Origin of the sequence: Pseudoxanthobacter soli DSM 19599, from assembly GCF_900148505.1 — a bacterium.
In the GTDB taxonomy this organism is placed as follows: Bacteria; Pseudomonadota; Alphaproteobacteria; order Rhizobiales; family Segnochrobactraceae; genus Pseudoxanthobacter; species Pseudoxanthobacter soli.
This window is the reverse complement of sequence record NZ_FRXO01000014.1, coordinates 62,326-78,960: the sequence shown is the minus strand read 5'-3', so window position 1 is coordinate 78,960 and position 16,635 is coordinate 62,326. Positions and strand designations below refer to the sequence as shown.

The window sequence follows — 16,635 nt, the reverse complement described above, 5'->3', positions numbered from 1 at the left end:
GCCGCCTCCGAGGCCGTTCACGCGGCCTCTTGTGCAGCGCATTAAGCCGCACTACGATCGTTCATGCAAATAAAATAATCAGCCCAAAATTACGCCAGTTCCGTCCAGAAATGTGGACGATCGCCTCATGAATCTCGATGCTTTGGAAACGTTCACGAAAATCGCCGAGGTCCGGTCGCTGTCCGCGGCCGCGAAACTGCACGGCCTGCCGAAGTCGTCGCTCAGCCTGAAACTGAAGCAGCTCGAGGCCGATCTCGGCACTGCACTGTTCCTGCGCGAGGGTCGCGGGCTGGAACTCACGGATGCCGGCACGGAACTGCTGAAACACGCTCATCAGATCCTCGCGGCGTGCGAAAGCGCCCGGTCCGCCATCGCCGAGGTTCGCGACGATGTCGCCGGCACCCTGCGCATCGGCTCCACCGGCGAGTTCGGAACCGCCTTCAATGCGCAGATGCTCTATGCCTTCCGCCAGCACTACCCCTTGGTGAAGCTCGACCTCGTGTTCTTCTCGCCGGACGTGCTCTTCACCCCGGATCGGCTGCAGTCGTTCGACGCGATCATTTCATGGGATGAAACGGGCGACGACGGCCATGCCTGGCAGACGCTGTCCATGGCGACGTTCGGTCTGTTCGCCAGCCCCGACTACATCGCCCGGTCCGGCCTGCCGCTCGGCCCGGGCGATCTCGCCGATCATCGCGGCGTGCTCTACCGCCACGCCGTGGGGCCGCAATCCTGGCGGCTGCAGCGCGGCGGCGAAGTCGTCGACCTGCTGCCGCGCAGCGACTTCATGAGCAACGACTACTGGACGGTGAAATATTTCGCCGTCGCGGGCGAAGGCATCGCCTACCTGCCGAAGTTCTTCGCCCATATCGAATGCGAGAGAGGCCACCTGGTGCCGCTCATGTCCGATTGGGAATCGGACGAGAAGCGGATCGAAATCCGCCTCACCCGCCCGAAATTCGTGTCGCGGAAGACGGCGGCCTTCGTCGAGTTCTGCAAGCGCTATTTCTCAGCCGGCTTCCGCTTTCAGGGACCGCGCTACTACGTCGAGACCGTTCTCGGCGCCAACGGCCACAGAGAGGAGCCATCGCAATGAAGACCGTGGAGACCGGAAACGGCGTTCGCGTCATGAAGAACGGCGGGCTCGATCCGAACCGGATCAGCTTCGACCAGATTCCGATCATCGATCTGGAGCCGATGTTCACCGGCGACGCCGCGGCGAAGGCGCAACTTGCCGCCGACCTTCGCAGGGCCTGCACCGAGGTCGGGTTCCTCTACATCAGGAATCATCACGTTCCGCAGGCCGTGATCGATGCGACCTTCGCTGCGGCGCACCATTATTTCGCGCTCGACGACGACGCCAAGATGGCGAACCACGTCACCCTGTCGCGCAACAATCGCGGCTATGCGGCGCTTCTTGAGGAGAATACCGATCCGACCGCGCGCGGCGACCTGCATGAATCGTTCGACATCGCCCTCGATGTCCCGGCCGACGATCCCGACGTCGTCGCCGGCAAGGTGCTCTACGGCCCCAATCAGTGGCCCGCCGGCCAGCCCGATTTCCGCGCGGCGCTGGAGGCCTACCACAAGGCGATGCTGACCCTTTCGGGCCGGTTGCTGCACGCGTTCGCGCTCGCTCTCGACCTTGAGGAGGACTATTTCGACGCGCTCGTGACCAAGCCGCTGGCGACCCTGCGCGTGCTGCACTATCCGCCCCAGTTCGGCGAGATCGACGACCGCCAGATCGGCATCGGCGCGCACTCGGACTATGAATGCTTCACCATCCTCGCGCAGGATTCGGTGTCGGCCCTGCAGGTTCTCAACACCGCCGGCGAATGGATCGCGGCCGATCCGGTTCCCGGCTGCTTCGTCGTCAATGTCGGCGACCAGATGGCGCGCTGGACCAACGACCTGTTCGCCTCGACCATTCACCGCGCCATCAATCGCTCCGGGCGCGAGCGCTATTCGATCCCGTTCTTCTTCGGGCCGAACTACGACACCGTCGTCGAGGCGCTGCCGAGCTGCGTCGATGACGAGCATCCGGCGAAATATCCGCCGATCTCGTCGGGCGACTATATCAACGGCCGCTTTGCCGCGACGTTCGCCCACTACGGCAAGGACACCGAAGCCAAGGCCTGAGACGGCACGCGCAGAATAGGAAAAGGCCCGGACGGCATTCCGTCCGGGCCTTTCTGTATTTGAACCCTGTCAGACCGTCGCGATCAGAACGTTGCGATCAGAACTTGGCCTTGGCCGTGAACAGCACGGTCCGGCCGGGGCCGTTTCCGGCCTGCGACAGAGCAGGCGTGTAGTCGCGGTCGAGAATATTCGTGCCGCTGATGCCGAGCTGCAGGTTGTCCGTCACCTGATAGGTGGCGTAGAGATCGAACAGCGAGTAGCCGGGCAAGTAGCCGTTGTCATCGGCCGCCGCGACGCTGTTGACGTCGCCGACATAGCTGCGCGAGACGAAGTTGCCGCGTCCGCCGATCTCCAGCTTCTCGTCGAACAGCCGGGTGCCGATGGTGATGCTGGCGATGTTGTCCGGCATGTAGCTCTGCATGCCGAGGCCGTTCATCTGCGAAGGCAGGTTGGTGTTGGTGTAGGTGTAGGTGAAGTTGGTGAAGGCATAGCCGATATCGTAGCCGCCCTCGAGCTCGACGCCGCGCACCACCGACGTCCCGGGAACGTTGTAGAAGTAGCAGGAATAGCTGCGGCCCGAGATGGCGCACTGGGCCGTGATGTAGTCCTGGACGTCCATCTGGTAGTAGTCGAGCTTGAACTTGGCGACGTCATCCTGCGAAAGGATGCCCTGATAGAGCGTGTTCAGGCCGACTTCCCAGCCCTGCTGGTATTCAGGCGACAGATCCGGATTGGGCGTGAAGCTTGTGGTCGAGCCCGGGTGGCTGCCGCCGAGCAGCGTCTCGAAAGTCGTCGGCGCGCGGAACGAACGTCCCCACGAACCATAGACCTGCAGCCACTTCCATGGGTTCACGGCGAGCGTCAGCTTCGGGTCGAACCGGCCTTCGCTCTGGTTGACGTCGTAGTAGCCGCCCTGGCTCGTCGAATATCCGCTGCCGTCGAGCTTGTAATAGTCGTAGCGCAGGCCGGCGATGAAATCGAACATGCCGTAGGTGAGCTTGGTCTGCGAGAACAGACCGCCGACACCGCTGTTGCCGTCCGGGTTGACGCCGCCCTCGGTGGTCTTGACGTCGTTGTAGAACCACTCGCCGCCGTAGGTCGAGCTGATGTCGACGACGCCAAGATGGAACTCGGACGTGTTGGAGGTGTCGAATCCCCAGCCGGTATCCTCCACCTTGCGGCCGGCATAGCTGCCGGAGGTGATCGGCTGGTCATATTCCATGTTGACCTGATTGTAATAGCCGTTGAGGGCGAAGTTGATCAGGTCGCTTTCGGGATTCCAGCCGTAATTCGCGGTGACGGTATTGGAATTGACGGTCTGGTAATAGGAGTTCGCGCCGAACCGGTTGTTGTAGATGACGGCGCCGAGATTGAGCTTCTGGTTCTCGGTCGGGTTGAACTCGAGCTTGGCGAGGCCCGAGGTCAGGTTCTGCGCGGTGTTCGGCACGCTGTCGCCGGCGCCGTTGGTGTAGTTCTGCGTCGGATGATTGCTGATGGCCGCGGCGATCGCCGCGCCCGGCGAGAGCCGCGCCGCACCGGCCAGCATCTCCGCCCACCCCTGGCCGTTGGTGCCATAGGTCAGGTTGCCGAGTGCGCCCCAGTTCTTGCCGCCGGAAATGATGTCGCCGACGCCGAGGGTGCGGAAGTTCGCGGTGCCTGCAAGCGCGCCCGCGCCGCCGGCCGTGGAGACGGCGCCGCGCTGCACATCGATACCGGCGAGCAGGGCCGGATCGACATAAAGCATGTTGGTGGCGTTGTGGCCCATGAAGCCGAAGTCCTGGCGGACGCCGTCGATCATCATGTTGACGCGGCCCGAGCCTTCAAGGCCGCGGATATTGACCGAGACACCGGGGTTCTGCTGGTTCTGCTGCGTGAACGTGCCGGGAATGGTGCGCAGCACGTCGTCGACGCGCTGGTTTCCGAAGGTCTGGATTTCATTGCGGCCGACGGTGCTGACTGCGGCGGGCGTGGTGTAGGGCGCGTTGAGGCTGCTGTTGCCCGAGACATCGATCTGCTGGAGTTCGAGCTGGCCGCTGGCCGAGGCAGCGCCGCCGCTCGTCGTTCCGGTCGCGCTGCCGGAGGTCGTGCCGGCCGCTCCGCTTGCCGTCGTCGTGCCGCTTGCCGCCGAGCCGCTCTGGCTGGCTGAAGTCGCCTGTGCGGCGGCGCCTTGCGAGGAGAAAACGACGAGACCAATCGCCGTGGAGAGCAGCAACGCCGCGGAAAGGGATCTCGGCTGGGACATCGGGAGGACCTCACAAGTCTCTGGCGGCGCCGCACAAGCGCCGCAAATGCGAACGATTTGCGACTCACTCCCTATAGAAAGATCGACTGAGAATACAGGCGCGACACATACAAAAGGCGGAATCATGCCTAAATATTGCAAATATGACACAAGATAAAATTGGATTATCTAAAATCTGAGACGCTACTCTTTAAGTATAATTATTACAGATTTAAACGAGCGCCTCGCCTGGCGCGCGCGACGGGGCGGTGCGGTCGCACCCGGTCGCGTTGAGATCGCTCAAGGCTGTCGCGAGGCGCCGGGGGCAGTCTGCATCGCGGTTTCGCTTCTCCAGGCGCCGGAGGGGCCGACACCTGTCGCGGGCATGGGATGTCGGTCGAATCGGCCATTGGGGCGGTTCCCGAATGTGCGGAAGCCGCGCGCGCCCCGCATGGGGCGATTGCCGCCGCTTCCCGAGGTCGTGGAATGAATCCGTGCCGCCCGGGCCGAAGAGCGGGTATCATCAGGGTGTCGCAGCTTCGGATCTCACATGAAGCGCGAACCGGAGCCGGCCCCGGCAGATGCGCCGGGGCGAACAAAGGAAGAGAAGATGGCTGATCTTGTGGTGATCGCGTTTCCGACCGAAGAGAAGGCGGAGGAGGTCCGGCAGCGGCTTTTGGCGCTGCAGAAGGAATATCTGATCGAGCTCGGCGATGCGGTGATCGCGGTGAAGCGCCCCGACGGACACGTGAAGCTCAACCAGCTCGTCAACACCACGGCCATCGGCGCGGCGTCCGGCACGTTCTGGGGCGCGCTGATCGGGCTGATCTTCATGATGCCGCTGGTCGGCGCGGCCATCGGCGCCGCCTCCGGCGCGCTGTCCGGAGCCCTGTCCGACGTCGGCATCGACGACAAGTTTATGAAGAATATCGGCGAGAGCCTGCAGCCCGGCAACGCCGCGCTGTTCGTGCTGGTGCGCAAGTTCACCGCCGACAAGGTGCTGAAGGATCTCGAGGGCGTCGGCGGCACGGTGCTGCGCACGTCCTTCAACGACGAGCAGGAAAAGGCGCTGCGCGAGGCGCTGGCAGGCCACGCCGCGGCCGCTACGCCGCCGACGGCGTAACCAACGGCTTCCGGCACGAATAAGCCTGGACGGCCGCGGGCGAACATCCCGCGCGCCGTCCAGTTCTATCGTGCAGAGGTGAGAACGGAAAAGGCCCGGACCGGCGAGAGAGAGCCGGTCCGGGCCTTTGCACGTCGTGCGCCTTCCGGTGGACGCAGCCGCCCAATGGACCGCCCGGCGGGCGTGCCCGAATCGCCCCGCTGAACGGCCTGCGGCGATCAGCCGGCCTCGGGATAGAGCGGCGCAAGCGTCGCGCCGGACGGACGCCGCAGAGGCCGGCGGGCGTCCTGTTCCGTGCGGAAGGCCTTGAGGAAGGCGCGCCCGTCCCACGGGGCGGTTTCGGGTGCGTAGAGCCGTCGCCCCAGGGCCTCGGCTGCGGCGCGGAGTTCCCGCGTCCTGATGGCCTCCAGCGGATCGGCGAGCGGCTTGTGCGCGCCCCGTCCGGCCGCCCGCGTCCAGGCGAGAAGCGCTCGGTGGGTCCGGGCGGCATCGTCCGCGCGCGCCGCCGCCTCGATCTCGATCGCGGCCGCCTTGAGGTCGTCGGGTGCCGCTGCCGGGGATGGCGCGAAGGCATCGTCCGTCTGCGCCGTGCCCCCGGCCGCCTTTCGCCGGCGCGGCCACAGAAGCGCCGCCGCGATGAGGGCGAGCACCACCGCCGCGCCACCGATCGCCAGCGGCGACTTCGCGATGTCCCGTGCCCGCTCGAGAAGCGACTGCGTCTCGAGCGAAGGGGCGGGCGGTGTTCCCGCCGGTGCGGCGCTCTGTGTCGCCGGCACGGCCGCGACAGGTGCCGGCGTTCCGGTGTCGCCGTTCGCGCCGGGCTGCACGGTGAAGGTCACGGCCGGAAGGGTGGCGACTTCCTGGCGGTTCGTCTTGGTGTTCCACCAGGGCACGTCGATCGCCGGAAGCGTCACCGGGCCGGCGCGGGTCGGCACCACCGAAATGGTCTTCTCCAGCACCGCCGCGCCGGCCGTCGACGGGCCGGTCGTGTCGTTGCGGCTGGCTTCCTCGTACTGGCGCACGCCGTCCGCGTCGGCGACGGTCATGGGCGGCAACTGGTTCGGCGTGGCGCCGTCGGCCTGCAGGCGGATGGTGCGCGTCAACGTCTCTCCGACGCGAGCCGTCGATGTCGCGGGCGTCCACGTCTCCGTCAGCGTGACCTTGGAGGAGGGCAGGAACCAGCCCTTGGCATCCGCCGGCCGGGCCTGCACGTCGACCGTCACCGGCTCGGAGCGCACCGTCACGTTGCGGGCGCTGCCGAACATGTCGTCGAAGATCGAGGAATCGAAGCCGTTGCCGGACAGGAACTGCTCCATGCCCGGCGGCATCCCCGCCTGCCGGCGCCGCTGGCCGGGCACGGTGGCGTCGAGCGTGATCGGCCCGATCTCGATCTTGCCGCTGCGCTGCGGCCGCATGATGTAGTTCTGCTCGATGACGTGGTAGCGGCGCCCGCCGATGGTCTGCTCGCGGGACTTCGGCTCGCCCTGGGGCGTGAAGGTCGCGCCGTCGGCCTTCGGCTCGCTGAGCGAGCCGCTGCGGATGCCCACGCCGTCGAACACGCGCACGGTCATCGGCACGTCGCTCTGCGCGAACACGCTGCCCTTGGCGACGTCGGTTTCCAGGAAAAGCTGCCGGTTCTCCGCCTTGCGGTTCGGATCGGGTTTCGAGACCTGGATCTCGATCGGCTGCGTCTTGTCGCTGCCGACGGTGAGCGACGGGATCGTCAGCGTCCCCGTGCGCTTGGGCGCGAGCGTGATGACCCACGACAGGCTCTGGCTCTTCTGGCCGTTGATGATGTTGGTCTGGCTCTGCTGCACCGCGTCGAGCAGGTCGAAATCCTTGTCGAGCGGCCTCAGATCCGGCCGGCGCGCCACCGCCGCGCCGTCGACCGTGATCACATACTGCAGGGTGTCGCCGGTCTCGATCTCCGACCGGTCGACATCGGCCTTCACGCCGGCCGCAAAGGCCGCGCCGGTCGAAATCAGGGTCGCGAGCGCGGCGGCGGCCACGGTCGCCTTCAGCCGGCTTGCCGAGCGGCGCTTGGTGCGGGCCGCCGGGGAGGGGATGCGGGTCTCGGTCATTGCGTCAGCCCCAGATTGGAATAGTGGCTGCGGATGCGGGCCCGGAGCAGGCCGGTCGGATCGTCCGGGATCATGCGCAGCATCTGTTCGCGGTTCTGGTCTTCCTCGGTCATCGCGCCGGTGCCTTCGACGGCCGCCTGCTGCTGATTCTGCTGCTGGGGCTGGGGTTGCGCCGGCTTGCCCGCCTGGGCCGTCTGCGCGGCGCGGCTCTTGTTTATGGCCTCATCCAGCGCCTTCTTCAGCTCGGACTGGGCGTTTTCCTGCGCCGCCTTGTCGGCTGCCGGGTCGCCTCCGCTGGCCGCCTGCTGGGGCTGCTGGTCCTGTCCCTGGCTCTGGCCGCCGCTCTGCTGCTGCTGGTCGCCAGCCTGCTGCTGATCCTGCGCGTTGTCCTGCTGGGCCTTGTCCTGTCCGGCCTTGTCCTGCTGGTCGCCGCCGTTCTGCGCGTTCTGCTGCTGGTCGCCCTGCGAGGCCTGATCCTGATCGCCCTGCTGGCCGCCCTTCGAGGGGTCGTCCTTGCCCGGCTGGTCCTTCTGGTCCTGCGGCTGGTTCCCGGCCTGGTCCTGGGATTTGTCCTGCGACTTGTCTTGCGACTGATCCTTGCCGGCCTGCTGCTGGTCGTCGGCTCCCTTGCCGCCGTTCTTCTGGTCGGATTGGTCCTGCGCGGAATCCTGGTTCTTGTCGCTCTTGTCGTCGTTCTTGCCGTTCTGTCCCTGGCTCTGGTCCTGCTGGTCCTTGCCGTCCTGTCCCTTGCCGCCGCCCTTCTGCTGGTCGGACGATTGCTGGTCGTCGTTTTTCTGGTTCTGCTGGTCCTGTTGCTGCTGTTGCTGCTTCTGCTGGTCCAGCAGCTTCTGGACGAGGTCACGGTTATATTTCGCGTCCGCATCGCCGGGGTTCGCCGCGAGCGCCGCGTCATAGGATTTGATGGCGTCTTCCAGCTTGCCGGCACGGGCAAGCGCGTTGCCCTTGTTGTAGTCCGCGCTGGCGCCGGACTGGAACGCGCCCGCCGCCTTGTCGTACTCGCCGGCCTTGTAGAGCGCGCTCGCCTGCCACGCCGGGTTCTGGAAGCTCTGCGCGGCGGTCGCATAGTCGCCGCTGGCGAAGGCGCTCGCGCCCTGCTGGTCGGGCGTCTGCCACAGGTTCTTCCATCCCGGCCGCTGGAAGAGCGAGCCGTCGCCGGCTTGCCCGCCGGTGTCGGCCGTGGGCGCGGCGCCGGCCGCTTCGTCCGCCGCGAATGCGCGCCCCGCCGGAAGTGCGCCCGGCAGCACGCCGGCCGAGAGCACGGCGGCCAGCACGATGGCCGAAAGCCAGCCGCGGCGGAAGGCCAGCGGCGCCAGCACCAGCGGCAGCAGCAACAGCCACGGCCCCATGTCGCGCCACTCGTCGGCCTTCAGGTCGGTGTCGGTGAGTGGATTGGCGGAGACCGGGCTCACGGCCTGCGCCAGCACCTTGTCGAGGTCGCCGTCTCCGGCGGTCAGCGGCGAGAACTCCCCGTGGCCGGCGACGGCGAGCGACTTCAGCGCCGCCTCGTCCATCCGCGTCATGCGGGTGTTGCCGGACTTGTCCCGCATCGTCGTGCCGTCATAGGCGACGAGCGGCGCACCCGTCGCGGTTCCGACGCCGATGACGTTGACGTCATAGCCCTCGGAAGCCGCGGTCTTGGCGGCATCGATGGAATATTGCGGCTCGTCGCCGAGACTGTCCGTCAGCACGACGATGCGGCCCGAGGCTGCACCGGCATTCTTCAGAAGCTCGGCGGCGCGGGTGATCGCGAGGTCCAGCCGGTCGTTCAGGACGGGCATCAGGTCGGTTGCCAGTTCCGGCATCATCTGCGAGACGACCTTGCTGTCCTCCGTCAGCGGCGCGGCCACGAACGGCGCGTCGGCGAACACGACGAGGCCGACCTGTCCGCCCTTCATGCGGGCCAGGATGTCCTCAGCCTTGTGGCGGGCACGGGTCAGGCGTGTCGGGCTCTGGTCCGTCGCGTTCATCGATTGGGCGAGGCTCATCACGATCACGGTCGGGTCGATCCGCCCGAGCGCGGGCGTGGGAAGCCGTTCCCAGGCCGGGCCGGCCGCGGCGACCGAGGCGAGCGTCCAGCCGGCCAGCAGCGCGATCACCGGCCACTTGCGGCTGCGCGCCTTCTCCTTCAGCACGAGGTGCTTGAGCAGGTGGCTGTCGACGACGCGCGCCCAGTTGCTGCGCCCCGAGCCCACGCGGCGCCACGCGAAGATCGCGAGCAGCACGGCCGGAATAATCGCGAGCAGCCATTCCGGACGCAGGAAGTGGAAATCTGCCGGGATCATGCTGCGAACCCCTCCTTGCGCGGGCGCGGCACCTCTCCGCCTTCCACGGCCGGCGCAGCCGGCGGCGCCGGAGCCGGGGCCGGGACGGGAATCCGTCCGCCGAACGTGTTCGGCACCAGCATCAGGGTGCCGAGGCCGAAGCTCAGCACCAGCGCTGCGCCGAGCGGCCACTGGAACAGCGTCACCGAGGGGTGCAGATAAAGCGGCTCGCCGGAGACCGGCTCCATGGCGTCGATCTCCTGGTAGATCTTCGCCAGTCCCTCGATATCGCGGGCACGGAAATAGCGGCCGCCGGTCATCTCGGCGATCTTGGAGAGCGTCTCCTCGTCGAGGTCCTCAGCCGGGTTGACGATCTGGCGGCCGAACGCGGTGTCGACGGCCATCTGATCGGCGCCGACGCCGATGGTGTAGATCTTGACGTGCTCCTGCGCGGCAAGCTTGGCCGCCTGCAGCGGTTGCAGCGCACCCGAATTGTTGGCCCCGTCGGTGAGCAGCACGAGAACGCGCTCGTCGACCGGCCGGTCCTTCAGCGTCTTCACCGCGAGGCCGATGGCGTCGCCGATCGCCGTCTCCTGGCCGGTCAGCCCGATTTCCGCCTCGTCCAGGAGCTCCCGAACCACGGTGCGGTCGAACGTCAGCGGCGTCTGCACATAGGCGCGGCTGGAGAACAGGATCAGCCCGACGCGGTCGCCCTTGCGGCGGGAGATGAAGTCGTCTGCCACGGCCTTGACGACGACGAGGCGATTGGTGGCCTGGTCGTTGAAGGAGAAGTCCTGCCGTCCCATCGATCCGGAGAGGTCGATGGCCATCATCAGATCGCGGCCCGAGACCGGGATCGGCACGGGTTTGCCCACATAGGCCGGGCGCGCGGCCGCCGTGACGAGCAGCAGCCAGATCAGCGACATCGTCAGAAGTTTCAGCCAGTCGCGGCGGCGCAGTCCACCCGCCGCTGCGCCGTCGCGGCTGATCTCCGCGAAGAACGGCACGCGCAGGGCACCGGCCCGGCCACGCTTCGCCGCCGGCACCAGCCACCGCACCAGAAGCGGCAGCGGCAGCAGTGCGAAGGCCCACAGCCATTGAAACTGGATCGCGCCGAACCCGGTCATGCGTTGCCCCGTATCCAGCGCCGCACGGCGGCGATCAAGCTATCCCGGTCGATGCCGAGGTCGGCGGAGGGCGGCGCATAGGGCGCCGCGGCGAGGTGCCGGCCGATCTCGGAGGGCAGTCCCGCCTTGCCGCTGCCGAGGAAGGCCAGCCAGTTCTCGCCCGACATCGCGGCGGCCCGGGTGGCGTCGCCGCGGGTCAGCACGATGCGGCGCACCAGCACGGCCGCGGCCTCGGCGACGGCGCGGCTGTCGGCATAGCGTCCGCGGTCTTTCTCGATGGCGGCGAGTTCCTGCAGCGCGCGATAGCCGAGCGTGCGGCGACGGCGCCATTCGAGCGCCACCGCCACCAGCGCGACGAGAACGATGAGGCCGGCCAGCATCCACCAGCCGGGGGCGGGCGGCCAGAACGGCACCGGGCCCGGCAGGTGAATGTCCCGCAGGCTCGCCAGGGGATCGGCAGCAGCGGCAGCGCCGGGGGCGGCGGCGGGAAGGGTGGGAGCGACCGCGGGCGTCGTCATGCCGCCGTCCTCCGCAAGCGCCCGGCCGCGCGCAGCCGTTCGGGGTGCAGCACGTCGGTCGGGTCCTGGCCGGTGACGAGCGGCACGAACGCCATGCCGCGCTGGCGGCAAAGCGCCTCGATCGTCTCGCGCCGCTCGCGGAAGCGACGGGCATAGGCCTGCCGCACCGCATCGCTGTCGGCGTCGAGCATCGCCACGGCCTCGCCGTCGCTGACGCTGTAGACCCCGCGCTGCGGCGCATCGGCCTCGATGCCGTCATAGACGAGCAGGTTGGTGACGTGGCTGTGTCGCGCGAGCCGAGACAGCTCCCGGCCGGCCGCCTCGTCGAAATCGTGGAAGTCGCTGACGATGAACACCAGCGTGCCGGGCCGCGCGGTCAGCCGCAGCCGCCCGAGCGCGTCGGCAAGGGTCGGCTCGGCCGCTGGGCGCTCGATGGCGAAGCCTTCCTCGTCGAAACCCTCGGCGGTCGCCTCTGAGATGGCCTTGACGAAGGCGAGGATGCGCGCCCGGCTTCGCTGCGGGCGGAACTGGCGCTGGCCGTGGGGCGAAAGCACCATTCCCCCGACGCGGTCGTTGCCCTCGATGGCGACCCAGGTCAGAACCGCAGCGGCCTTGGCGGCCAGCACGGACTTGAACATCGCGCGGGTGCCGAACCGCATGGCGGTGCGGATATCGGCCATGATCAGCACCGGCCGCTCGCGCTCTTCATGGAACAGCTTGGTGTGGACCTTGCCGGTCCGGGCCGTCACGCGCCAGTCGATGGTGCGGATATCGTCGCCCGGCTGGTAGATCCGCGCCTCGTCGAACTCCATGCCGCGCCCGTGGAAGGTGGAGCGGAAGGCGCCGTATTCGTGGGTCCGCACCTTGCCGTTCGGCGCGAAGCCGCCCGCGGCCCCGTCGGGGCGTGCGGCGATCAGTTCATCGAGGCGTGCGACGATCCCGCGGAGGGCATCGGACGGGACATCGGACATCGATCTGCTTCCCATCGGCAGCGAAACATCTGAACGGCGGACCGGACTACGGTTCACGCGACCCCGCGCCGTCGAACCTGCGAATTGCCGCGGCGCCGCTTCGCGCTTCCCGGAGGTCGGAAGCCGGAGGGCACCGCAACGCGATCCGGCGCCAGCGCCGCCGCCCGCCCGCACCCACGGATCGGCCGGATTGGCAGTGCGCCGGCGGGAGTTCGGTTCAGCTCACCGGCACGCGGGCCAGCAGCTGGTCGAGGAAGCGGTCGGTGGTGACGCCGTCGGCCTCGGCCTCGAACGTCAGCAGCACGCGGTGGCGCAGCACGTCCTTGGCGACGGCCTGCACGTCCTCGGGGATCGCGTAGTCGCGGCCGCGCAGCCAGGCATGGGCGCGCACGCACCGGTCGAGCGCGATGGTGCCGCGCGGGCTCGCCCCGAACGAGACGATGCCGGCGAGGTCCTTGCCGTAGCGCTCGGGCGCGCGCGTCGCGAACACGAACTGGAGCAGATATTCCTCCAGTGCCTCGGACATGTAGGTGTCGAGCGCGGCGCGGCGGGCGGCGAAGATGGTTTCCTGCGGAACGGGATGGCCGAACGCGACTTCCTCGCCGTGGGCCTCGCCACGCACCAGTCGCAGGATCTGCCGCTCGGCAGCCATGTCGGGATAGTCGATCTTGACGTGGAGCAGGAAGCGGTCGAGCTGCGCCTCGGGAAGGGGATAGGTGCCTTCCTGTTCGATCGGGTTCTGCGTCGCCATGACGAGGAACAGCTCGGGCAGCGCGTAGGTCGTGCCGCCGACCGTGACCTGCCGTTCGGCCATGGCCTCCAGCAGCGCGGCCTGCACCTTGGCGGGCGCGCGGTTGATTTCGTCGGCGAGGATGAAGTTGTGGAAGATCGGGCCCTGCTGGAAGCGGAAGCTGCCGTCCTCGGGACGGTAGATGTCCGTGCCGGTCAGGTCGGAGGGAAGCAGGTCCGGCGTGAACTGGATGCGGTGGTCGTCGCAGCGGATCGCGCGCGCGAGCGCCTTGATGGCCTTGGTCTTGGCAAGGCCGGGCGCGCCCTCGACCAGCAGGTGGCCGTCGGCGAGAACCGCGATCAGCAGCCGGTCGACGAACGCGGGCTGTCCGAGGATGCACGTGTTCATGTAGGCGGCGAGGCGATCGAACACCCGGTGCAAGTCCATCTGCGCGTCGCGGCTTGCATCGTAGCTGGCGGCGGACATGGGCGTCGCCTCGGCCTGGGCGGGATGTCGGATCGAATTCATCTCGGGGCAACTCTCCAGCACGTTCGGTCGGCCGCTATATGTACCCGACCGGGCTTTACGCGCACCTTTCTGAATTGTGAATTTTGCGTAATGTTAGGCACCTATCGCGGCGTCTTCACGGCAGGTCGCCGTCCGGAACGGACATCGGGCCCGTCCGCTCGCCCGTCTGACGCGAGATCATAACACGTTCCGGTCGAACGCATCCGAACGATCGCGTCATATCCGGCTTGCAGCAGCGATCTCCGGCTTGCAGCAGCCAGGTTCTTGCTTGCGGCCGCAATGTCCTGCTTGCAGCGGCGATGACCCCGCGTGGCTCAGGCTTTCACCCGGCGTCGCGGCGCCTCGGCGTCCTGGGGCGCGAACCGGAGCCGTGATTCAGATCGCGCGATCCCGGCGGGAGATGATCTAGAAGGCGTTGCGGTGCATCAGCACCCGGGCCGTCATGAAGAGGATCGCGATGTCGCGCCAGATCGACCAGGCGTTGATATATTCGAGGTCCGCGGCCACGCGCGCCTCGATATCGGCGCGGGAGCGGGTCGAGCCGCGCAGGCCACGCACCTGCGCAAGACCGGTCACGCCGGGCTTCATGGCGTGGCGCGACCAGTAGTTCGGCACCACCTCCCAGAACAGTTCACCCTCCGCCGTCGAACCCAGCGCGTGGGGACGCGGCCCGACCAGGCTCATCTCGCCCTTCAGCACGTTCCAGAGCTGCGGCAGTTCGTCGAGGCTGGTCGCGCGGATGAAGCGGCCAATCCGCGTAATGCGGTCGTCGTCGGGCGTCGTCGAACGCGCGCCGCCATGATCGAGGGTCTCGGCGCGCATGCTGCGAAGCTTGCAGCAATGATAGATCGCGTTGTTGCGCCCGACCCGGGGCTGGCGGAACAGCGGGCTGCCGGGCGACTCGAACCGGATCAGCACCATCAGCACCGCCACCACCGGCACCACCACCGGCGCCAGCAGCAGCACGACCGCGATGTCGAAGCCGCGCTTGAGCAGCCGTTCGCCAAGGGTGAGCGGACCGCGCGAGATCACCAGCGTCGGCACGCCGTGCAGGTCGTCGAGCCCGAGCGGCTGCACGGCGGCGAGTTCCGGGCTGTAGAGTTCGCCGTCGATGCCGATCATCCGCACCAGCCGGCCCCAGGCGATGCGGCTCTCCGCCTCGCGGAACATCAGCACGACGCGGTCGCCCTTGCTGAGTTCGCCATAGATTTCGTCGAGCTTCAGCGGGTCGGCGGTGGCGTTATCCCAGTCCTTGTTGCGAACGTCGATCGCCGAGGCGCCGGCCGGCGGGACGACGGAATCGTCGTCGTGCAGGATGATGGTCCGTGCGGCGATCACAGACTCCAGCCGCTTCATCACGACCGCGCCCGATGCCCGGACGATCCCGACATAGAAAAATGCGAAGCTGATCGCGAAACCCGCCTCGAGGCGCGAGAACTGGTCGCCCGCCTTCAGCGCGTAGGCGGCGGCGAACGAGAAGCTCGCCGCGATGAAGAGCGAGGAAATCGCGTTGAAGGACGATTTCCCGAACGATTCGAGGTTTCTCAGATTGTAGCCGTGAAGGGCGATGTTGCTGAGAATATAGATCGGCGTGAAGATCAGGAAGAATTCGGCGATATGCGACTGCTCAAGGTCGTCGTATCGAACCAGCGCCGCCGAAAGCGTCGCCACGAAAATCGCAGCGGCATCCGCCACAACGGCGCCGACGACAAGCAAGGCTCTCACCCACTCGCGTTTCAGCGAGTTGTTTCGCGGCTGAACGTCGGCATGTCCGAGGATTTGCGTCGTCATGCTCTGCTTCGTGCTGCGGCTCGTGCGCGGGCCCGGTGGAGGGTTCAAGAAGGCGACAATGCGTGCTCGTGTTCTTGTAATCGGGCCTGATTCATCAACGGAACTTGTAAGTTCGAATTGTTGATAAATAGCAAGCGCGCCTAGTGGTGAAAACCGCCATTGCCGGGCGCGTCCGCCCAAGACGTGCGTTTATCGATTGCGTCGCATCTACTCATCTACTTTGGCGAGAATCGGACGCCGGCGATCAGCCGTTCGCCCGGGCCGAGGACGCGCACGCCGGTCCGGCCGGCGCTTCCGGTCTCCGCGTTGAAGCCGTCGGTGATGTGGCTCACCGGCTCCACGCAGGCGAACGGCTGGCCGGGCGGGGTGTAGACGCACAGGAACGCAAACGGTGCGTCGGCCTCCACCAGCAGGGATCGTCCCTCCCGCGAGAGCAGCGCCGAACCGCTCCAGCCCGCGAAGATGTTGTCGAGCCCGGTCGGCAGCAGGCCGCCATCGGCGAGAATCCGCACCGCGCCGGCGGCGGGATCGCGGCCGGCGGGAAAGCCCCGCTCGTCCATCACGATCATGGCGTCGGTGCCGGTTCGCACCCGCAGGTCGCCGTCCGCCGCAAAGAACGGGTGCAGGCCGAGCCCGGCGGGCATGGCCGTCGTGCCGGTATTGGTGAGTTCGAGGCGGATCGTCATTGCGCCACCGGCGAGTTCGACCGTCTGCAGCGCGCGGTAGGGCCACGGCCAGCCGACCTCTCCGTCCGGGGGCGGGCGATGGTCGTGGGCGAGCACGGCCCGCGTCTCCGACAGCGCCTCCACCTCCCACGCGCTCAGCCAGCCGAAACCGTGGATGGCGGTGCGAAAGCCGTGGCCGGCCGGCGGCAGCCGCACCTCGCGACCCTCGAACACGAACCGGTCGCCCGCGACGCGGCTGAAGAACGGCACCATCGGGAAGCACGCCGCCTCGAGTGGCGAACCGCCGGACGCCGGCGCCGGGCGAAGCCAGTCGAACGCCCCGCGGGCGTCGACACAGCGGAAATGGGTCAGCGCACCTCCGTTCGCCGGCTCGATGCCGACGGACAGTCCGCCCCCGGCGAGTTCCAGTCTTTGCGGTGTCATCGCTCTCGTTCCGCG

The 16,635-nt window shown here is 67.5% G+C and carries 12 protein-coding genes; 3 read left to right on the top strand and 9 right to left on the bottom strand.

Features of this window, described 5'->3' with window-relative positions; all coding sequences use genetic code 11:
* Nucleotides 1-127 precede the first annotated feature (127 nt).
* Nucleotides 128-1,096 carry a LysR family transcriptional regulator gene (locus BUF17_RS20755; protein WP_073632345.1) on the top strand — a complete coding sequence of 323 codons (969 nt, stop codon included), beginning with the start codon at nt 128-130 and terminating at the stop codon, nt 1,094-1,096.
* Nucleotides 1,093-2,139: an isopenicillin N synthase family dioxygenase gene (locus BUF17_RS20750; RefSeq protein ID WP_073632343.1), complete on the top strand. Its 1,047-nt coding sequence runs from the start codon at nt 1,093-1,095 to the stop codon at nt 2,137-2,139. The genes BUF17_RS20755 and BUF17_RS20750 overlap by 4 nt, the downstream gene beginning before the upstream one ends.
* A gap of 97 nt (nt 2,140-2,236) precedes the next feature.
* Here the strand turns inward: BUF17_RS20750 and BUF17_RS20745 are convergent, their stop codons facing one another.
* Nucleotides 2,237-4,381, bottom strand: coding sequence for a TonB-dependent receptor domain-containing protein (locus tag BUF17_RS20745; RefSeq protein WP_084565043.1), 2,145 nt, complete (start codon nt 4,379-4,381; stop codon nt 2,237-2,239).
* A 589-nt stretch (nt 4,382-4,970) separates the two neighbouring features.
* On the opposite strand from BUF17_RS20745, the gene BUF17_RS20740 reads away from it, so the two are divergent.
* The gene (locus BUF17_RS20740) at nt 4,971-5,483 is read left to right on the top strand and encodes a DUF1269 domain-containing protein (protein WP_073632341.1); all 513 of its coding nucleotides are present in this window, start codon (nt 4,971-4,973) and stop codon (nt 5,481-5,483) included.
* Between the two features lie 218 nt (nt 5,484-5,701).
* Here the strand turns inward: BUF17_RS20740 and BUF17_RS20735 are convergent, their stop codons facing one another.
* The 8 genes from BUF17_RS20735 to BUF17_RS20700 all read right to left on the bottom strand — a co-directional run bounded on the left by BUF17_RS20735 (nt 5,702) and on the right by BUF17_RS20700 (nt 16,620).
* A complete protein-coding gene (locus tag BUF17_RS20735) occupies nt 5,702-7,564 on the bottom strand; it encodes a BatD family protein (RefSeq protein WP_073632339.1) in 1,863 nt (620 codons plus the stop codon).
* Nucleotides 7,561-9,867 carry a VWA domain-containing protein gene (locus BUF17_RS20730; RefSeq protein WP_073632337.1) on the bottom strand — a complete coding sequence of 769 codons (2,307 nt, stop codon included), beginning with the start codon at nt 9,865-9,867 and terminating at the stop codon, nt 7,561-7,563. Before BUF17_RS20730 ends, BUF17_RS20735 begins: the two co-directional genes overlap by 4 nt.
* Complete coding sequence (locus BUF17_RS20725) at nt 9,864-10,973, bottom strand: vWA domain-containing protein (protein WP_073632336.1); 1,110 nt, start codon at nt 10,971-10,973, stop codon at nt 9,864-9,866. Before BUF17_RS20725 ends, BUF17_RS20730 begins: the two co-directional genes overlap by 4 nt.
* Nucleotides 10,970-11,491, bottom strand: a complete 522-nt coding sequence (locus BUF17_RS20720; protein ID WP_073632334.1) for a DUF4381 domain-containing protein — start codon at nt 11,489-11,491, stop codon at nt 10,970-10,972. Before BUF17_RS20720 ends, BUF17_RS20725 begins: the two co-directional genes overlap by 4 nt.
* The gene (locus BUF17_RS20715) at nt 11,488-12,462 is read right to left on the bottom strand and encodes a DUF58 domain-containing protein (RefSeq protein ID WP_073632331.1); all 975 of its coding nucleotides are present in this window, start codon (nt 12,460-12,462) and stop codon (nt 11,488-11,490) included. Before BUF17_RS20715 ends, BUF17_RS20720 begins: the two co-directional genes overlap by 4 nt.
* Nucleotides 12,463-12,679: 217 nt before the next feature.
* The gene (locus BUF17_RS20710; RefSeq protein WP_073632383.1) at nt 12,680-13,639 is read right to left on the bottom strand and encodes an AAA family ATPase; all 960 of its coding nucleotides are present in this window, start codon (nt 13,637-13,639) and stop codon (nt 12,680-12,682) included.
* 486 nt (nt 13,640-14,125) lie between these two features.
* Nucleotides 14,126-15,511: a sugar transferase gene (locus BUF17_RS23350; protein ID WP_073632329.1), complete on the bottom strand. Its 1,386-nt coding sequence runs from the start codon at nt 15,509-15,511 to the stop codon at nt 14,126-14,128.
* 215 nt (nt 15,512-15,726) lie between these two features.
* On the bottom strand, nt 15,727-16,620 hold the full coding sequence (locus tag BUF17_RS20700; protein ID WP_073632327.1) for an aldose 1-epimerase: 894 nt from the start codon (nt 16,618-16,620) through the stop codon (nt 15,727-15,729).
* Between the last annotated feature and the right edge of the window lie 15 nt (nt 16,621-16,635).

What these genes read in the sequence shown, in the direction of transcription:
- BUF17_RS20755 (WP_073632345.1), top strand. Translation starts at nt 128, where the DNA reads ATGAATCTCGATGCTTTGGAAACGTTCACGAAAATCGCCGAGGTCCGG.
- BUF17_RS20750 (WP_073632343.1), top strand. Translation starts at nt 1,093, where the DNA reads ATGAAGACCGTGGAGACCGGAAACGGCGTTCGCGTCATGAAGAACGGC.
- BUF17_RS20730 (WP_073632337.1), bottom strand. Translation starts at nt 9,867, where the DNA reads ATGATCCCGGCAGATTTCCACTTCCTGCGTCCGGAATGGCTGCTCGCG.
- BUF17_RS20700 (WP_073632327.1), bottom strand. Translation starts at nt 16,620, where the DNA reads ATGACACCGCAAAGACTGGAACTCGCCGGGGGCGGACTGTCCGTCGGC.
- BUF17_RS20745 (WP_084565043.1), bottom strand. Translation starts at nt 4,381, where the DNA reads ATGTCCCAGCCGAGATCCCTTTCCGCGGCGTTGCTGCTCTCCACGGCG.
- BUF17_RS20735 (WP_073632339.1), bottom strand. Translation starts at nt 7,564, where the DNA reads ATGACCGAGACCCGCATCCCCTCCCCGGCGGCCCGCACCAAGCGCCGC.
- BUF17_RS20720 (WP_073632334.1), bottom strand. Translation starts at nt 11,491, where the DNA reads ATGACGACGCCCGCGGTCGCTCCCACCCTTCCCGCCGCCGCCCCCGGC.
- BUF17_RS20710 (WP_073632383.1), bottom strand. Translation starts at nt 13,639, where the DNA reads ATGGACTTGCACCGGGTGTTCGATCGCCTCGCCGCCTACATGAACACG.
- BUF17_RS20725 (WP_073632336.1), bottom strand. Translation starts at nt 10,973, where the DNA reads ATGACCGGGTTCGGCGCGATCCAGTTTCAATGGCTGTGGGCCTTCGCA.
- BUF17_RS20740 (WP_073632341.1), top strand. Translation starts at nt 4,971, where the DNA reads ATGGCTGATCTTGTGGTGATCGCGTTTCCGACCGAAGAGAAGGCGGAG.
- BUF17_RS20715 (WP_073632331.1), bottom strand. Translation starts at nt 12,462, where the DNA reads ATGTCCGATGTCCCGTCCGATGCCCTCCGCGGGATCGTCGCACGCCTC.
- BUF17_RS23350 (WP_073632329.1), bottom strand. Translation starts at nt 15,511, where the DNA reads ATGACGACGCAAATCCTCGGACATGCCGACGTTCAGCCGCGAAACAAC.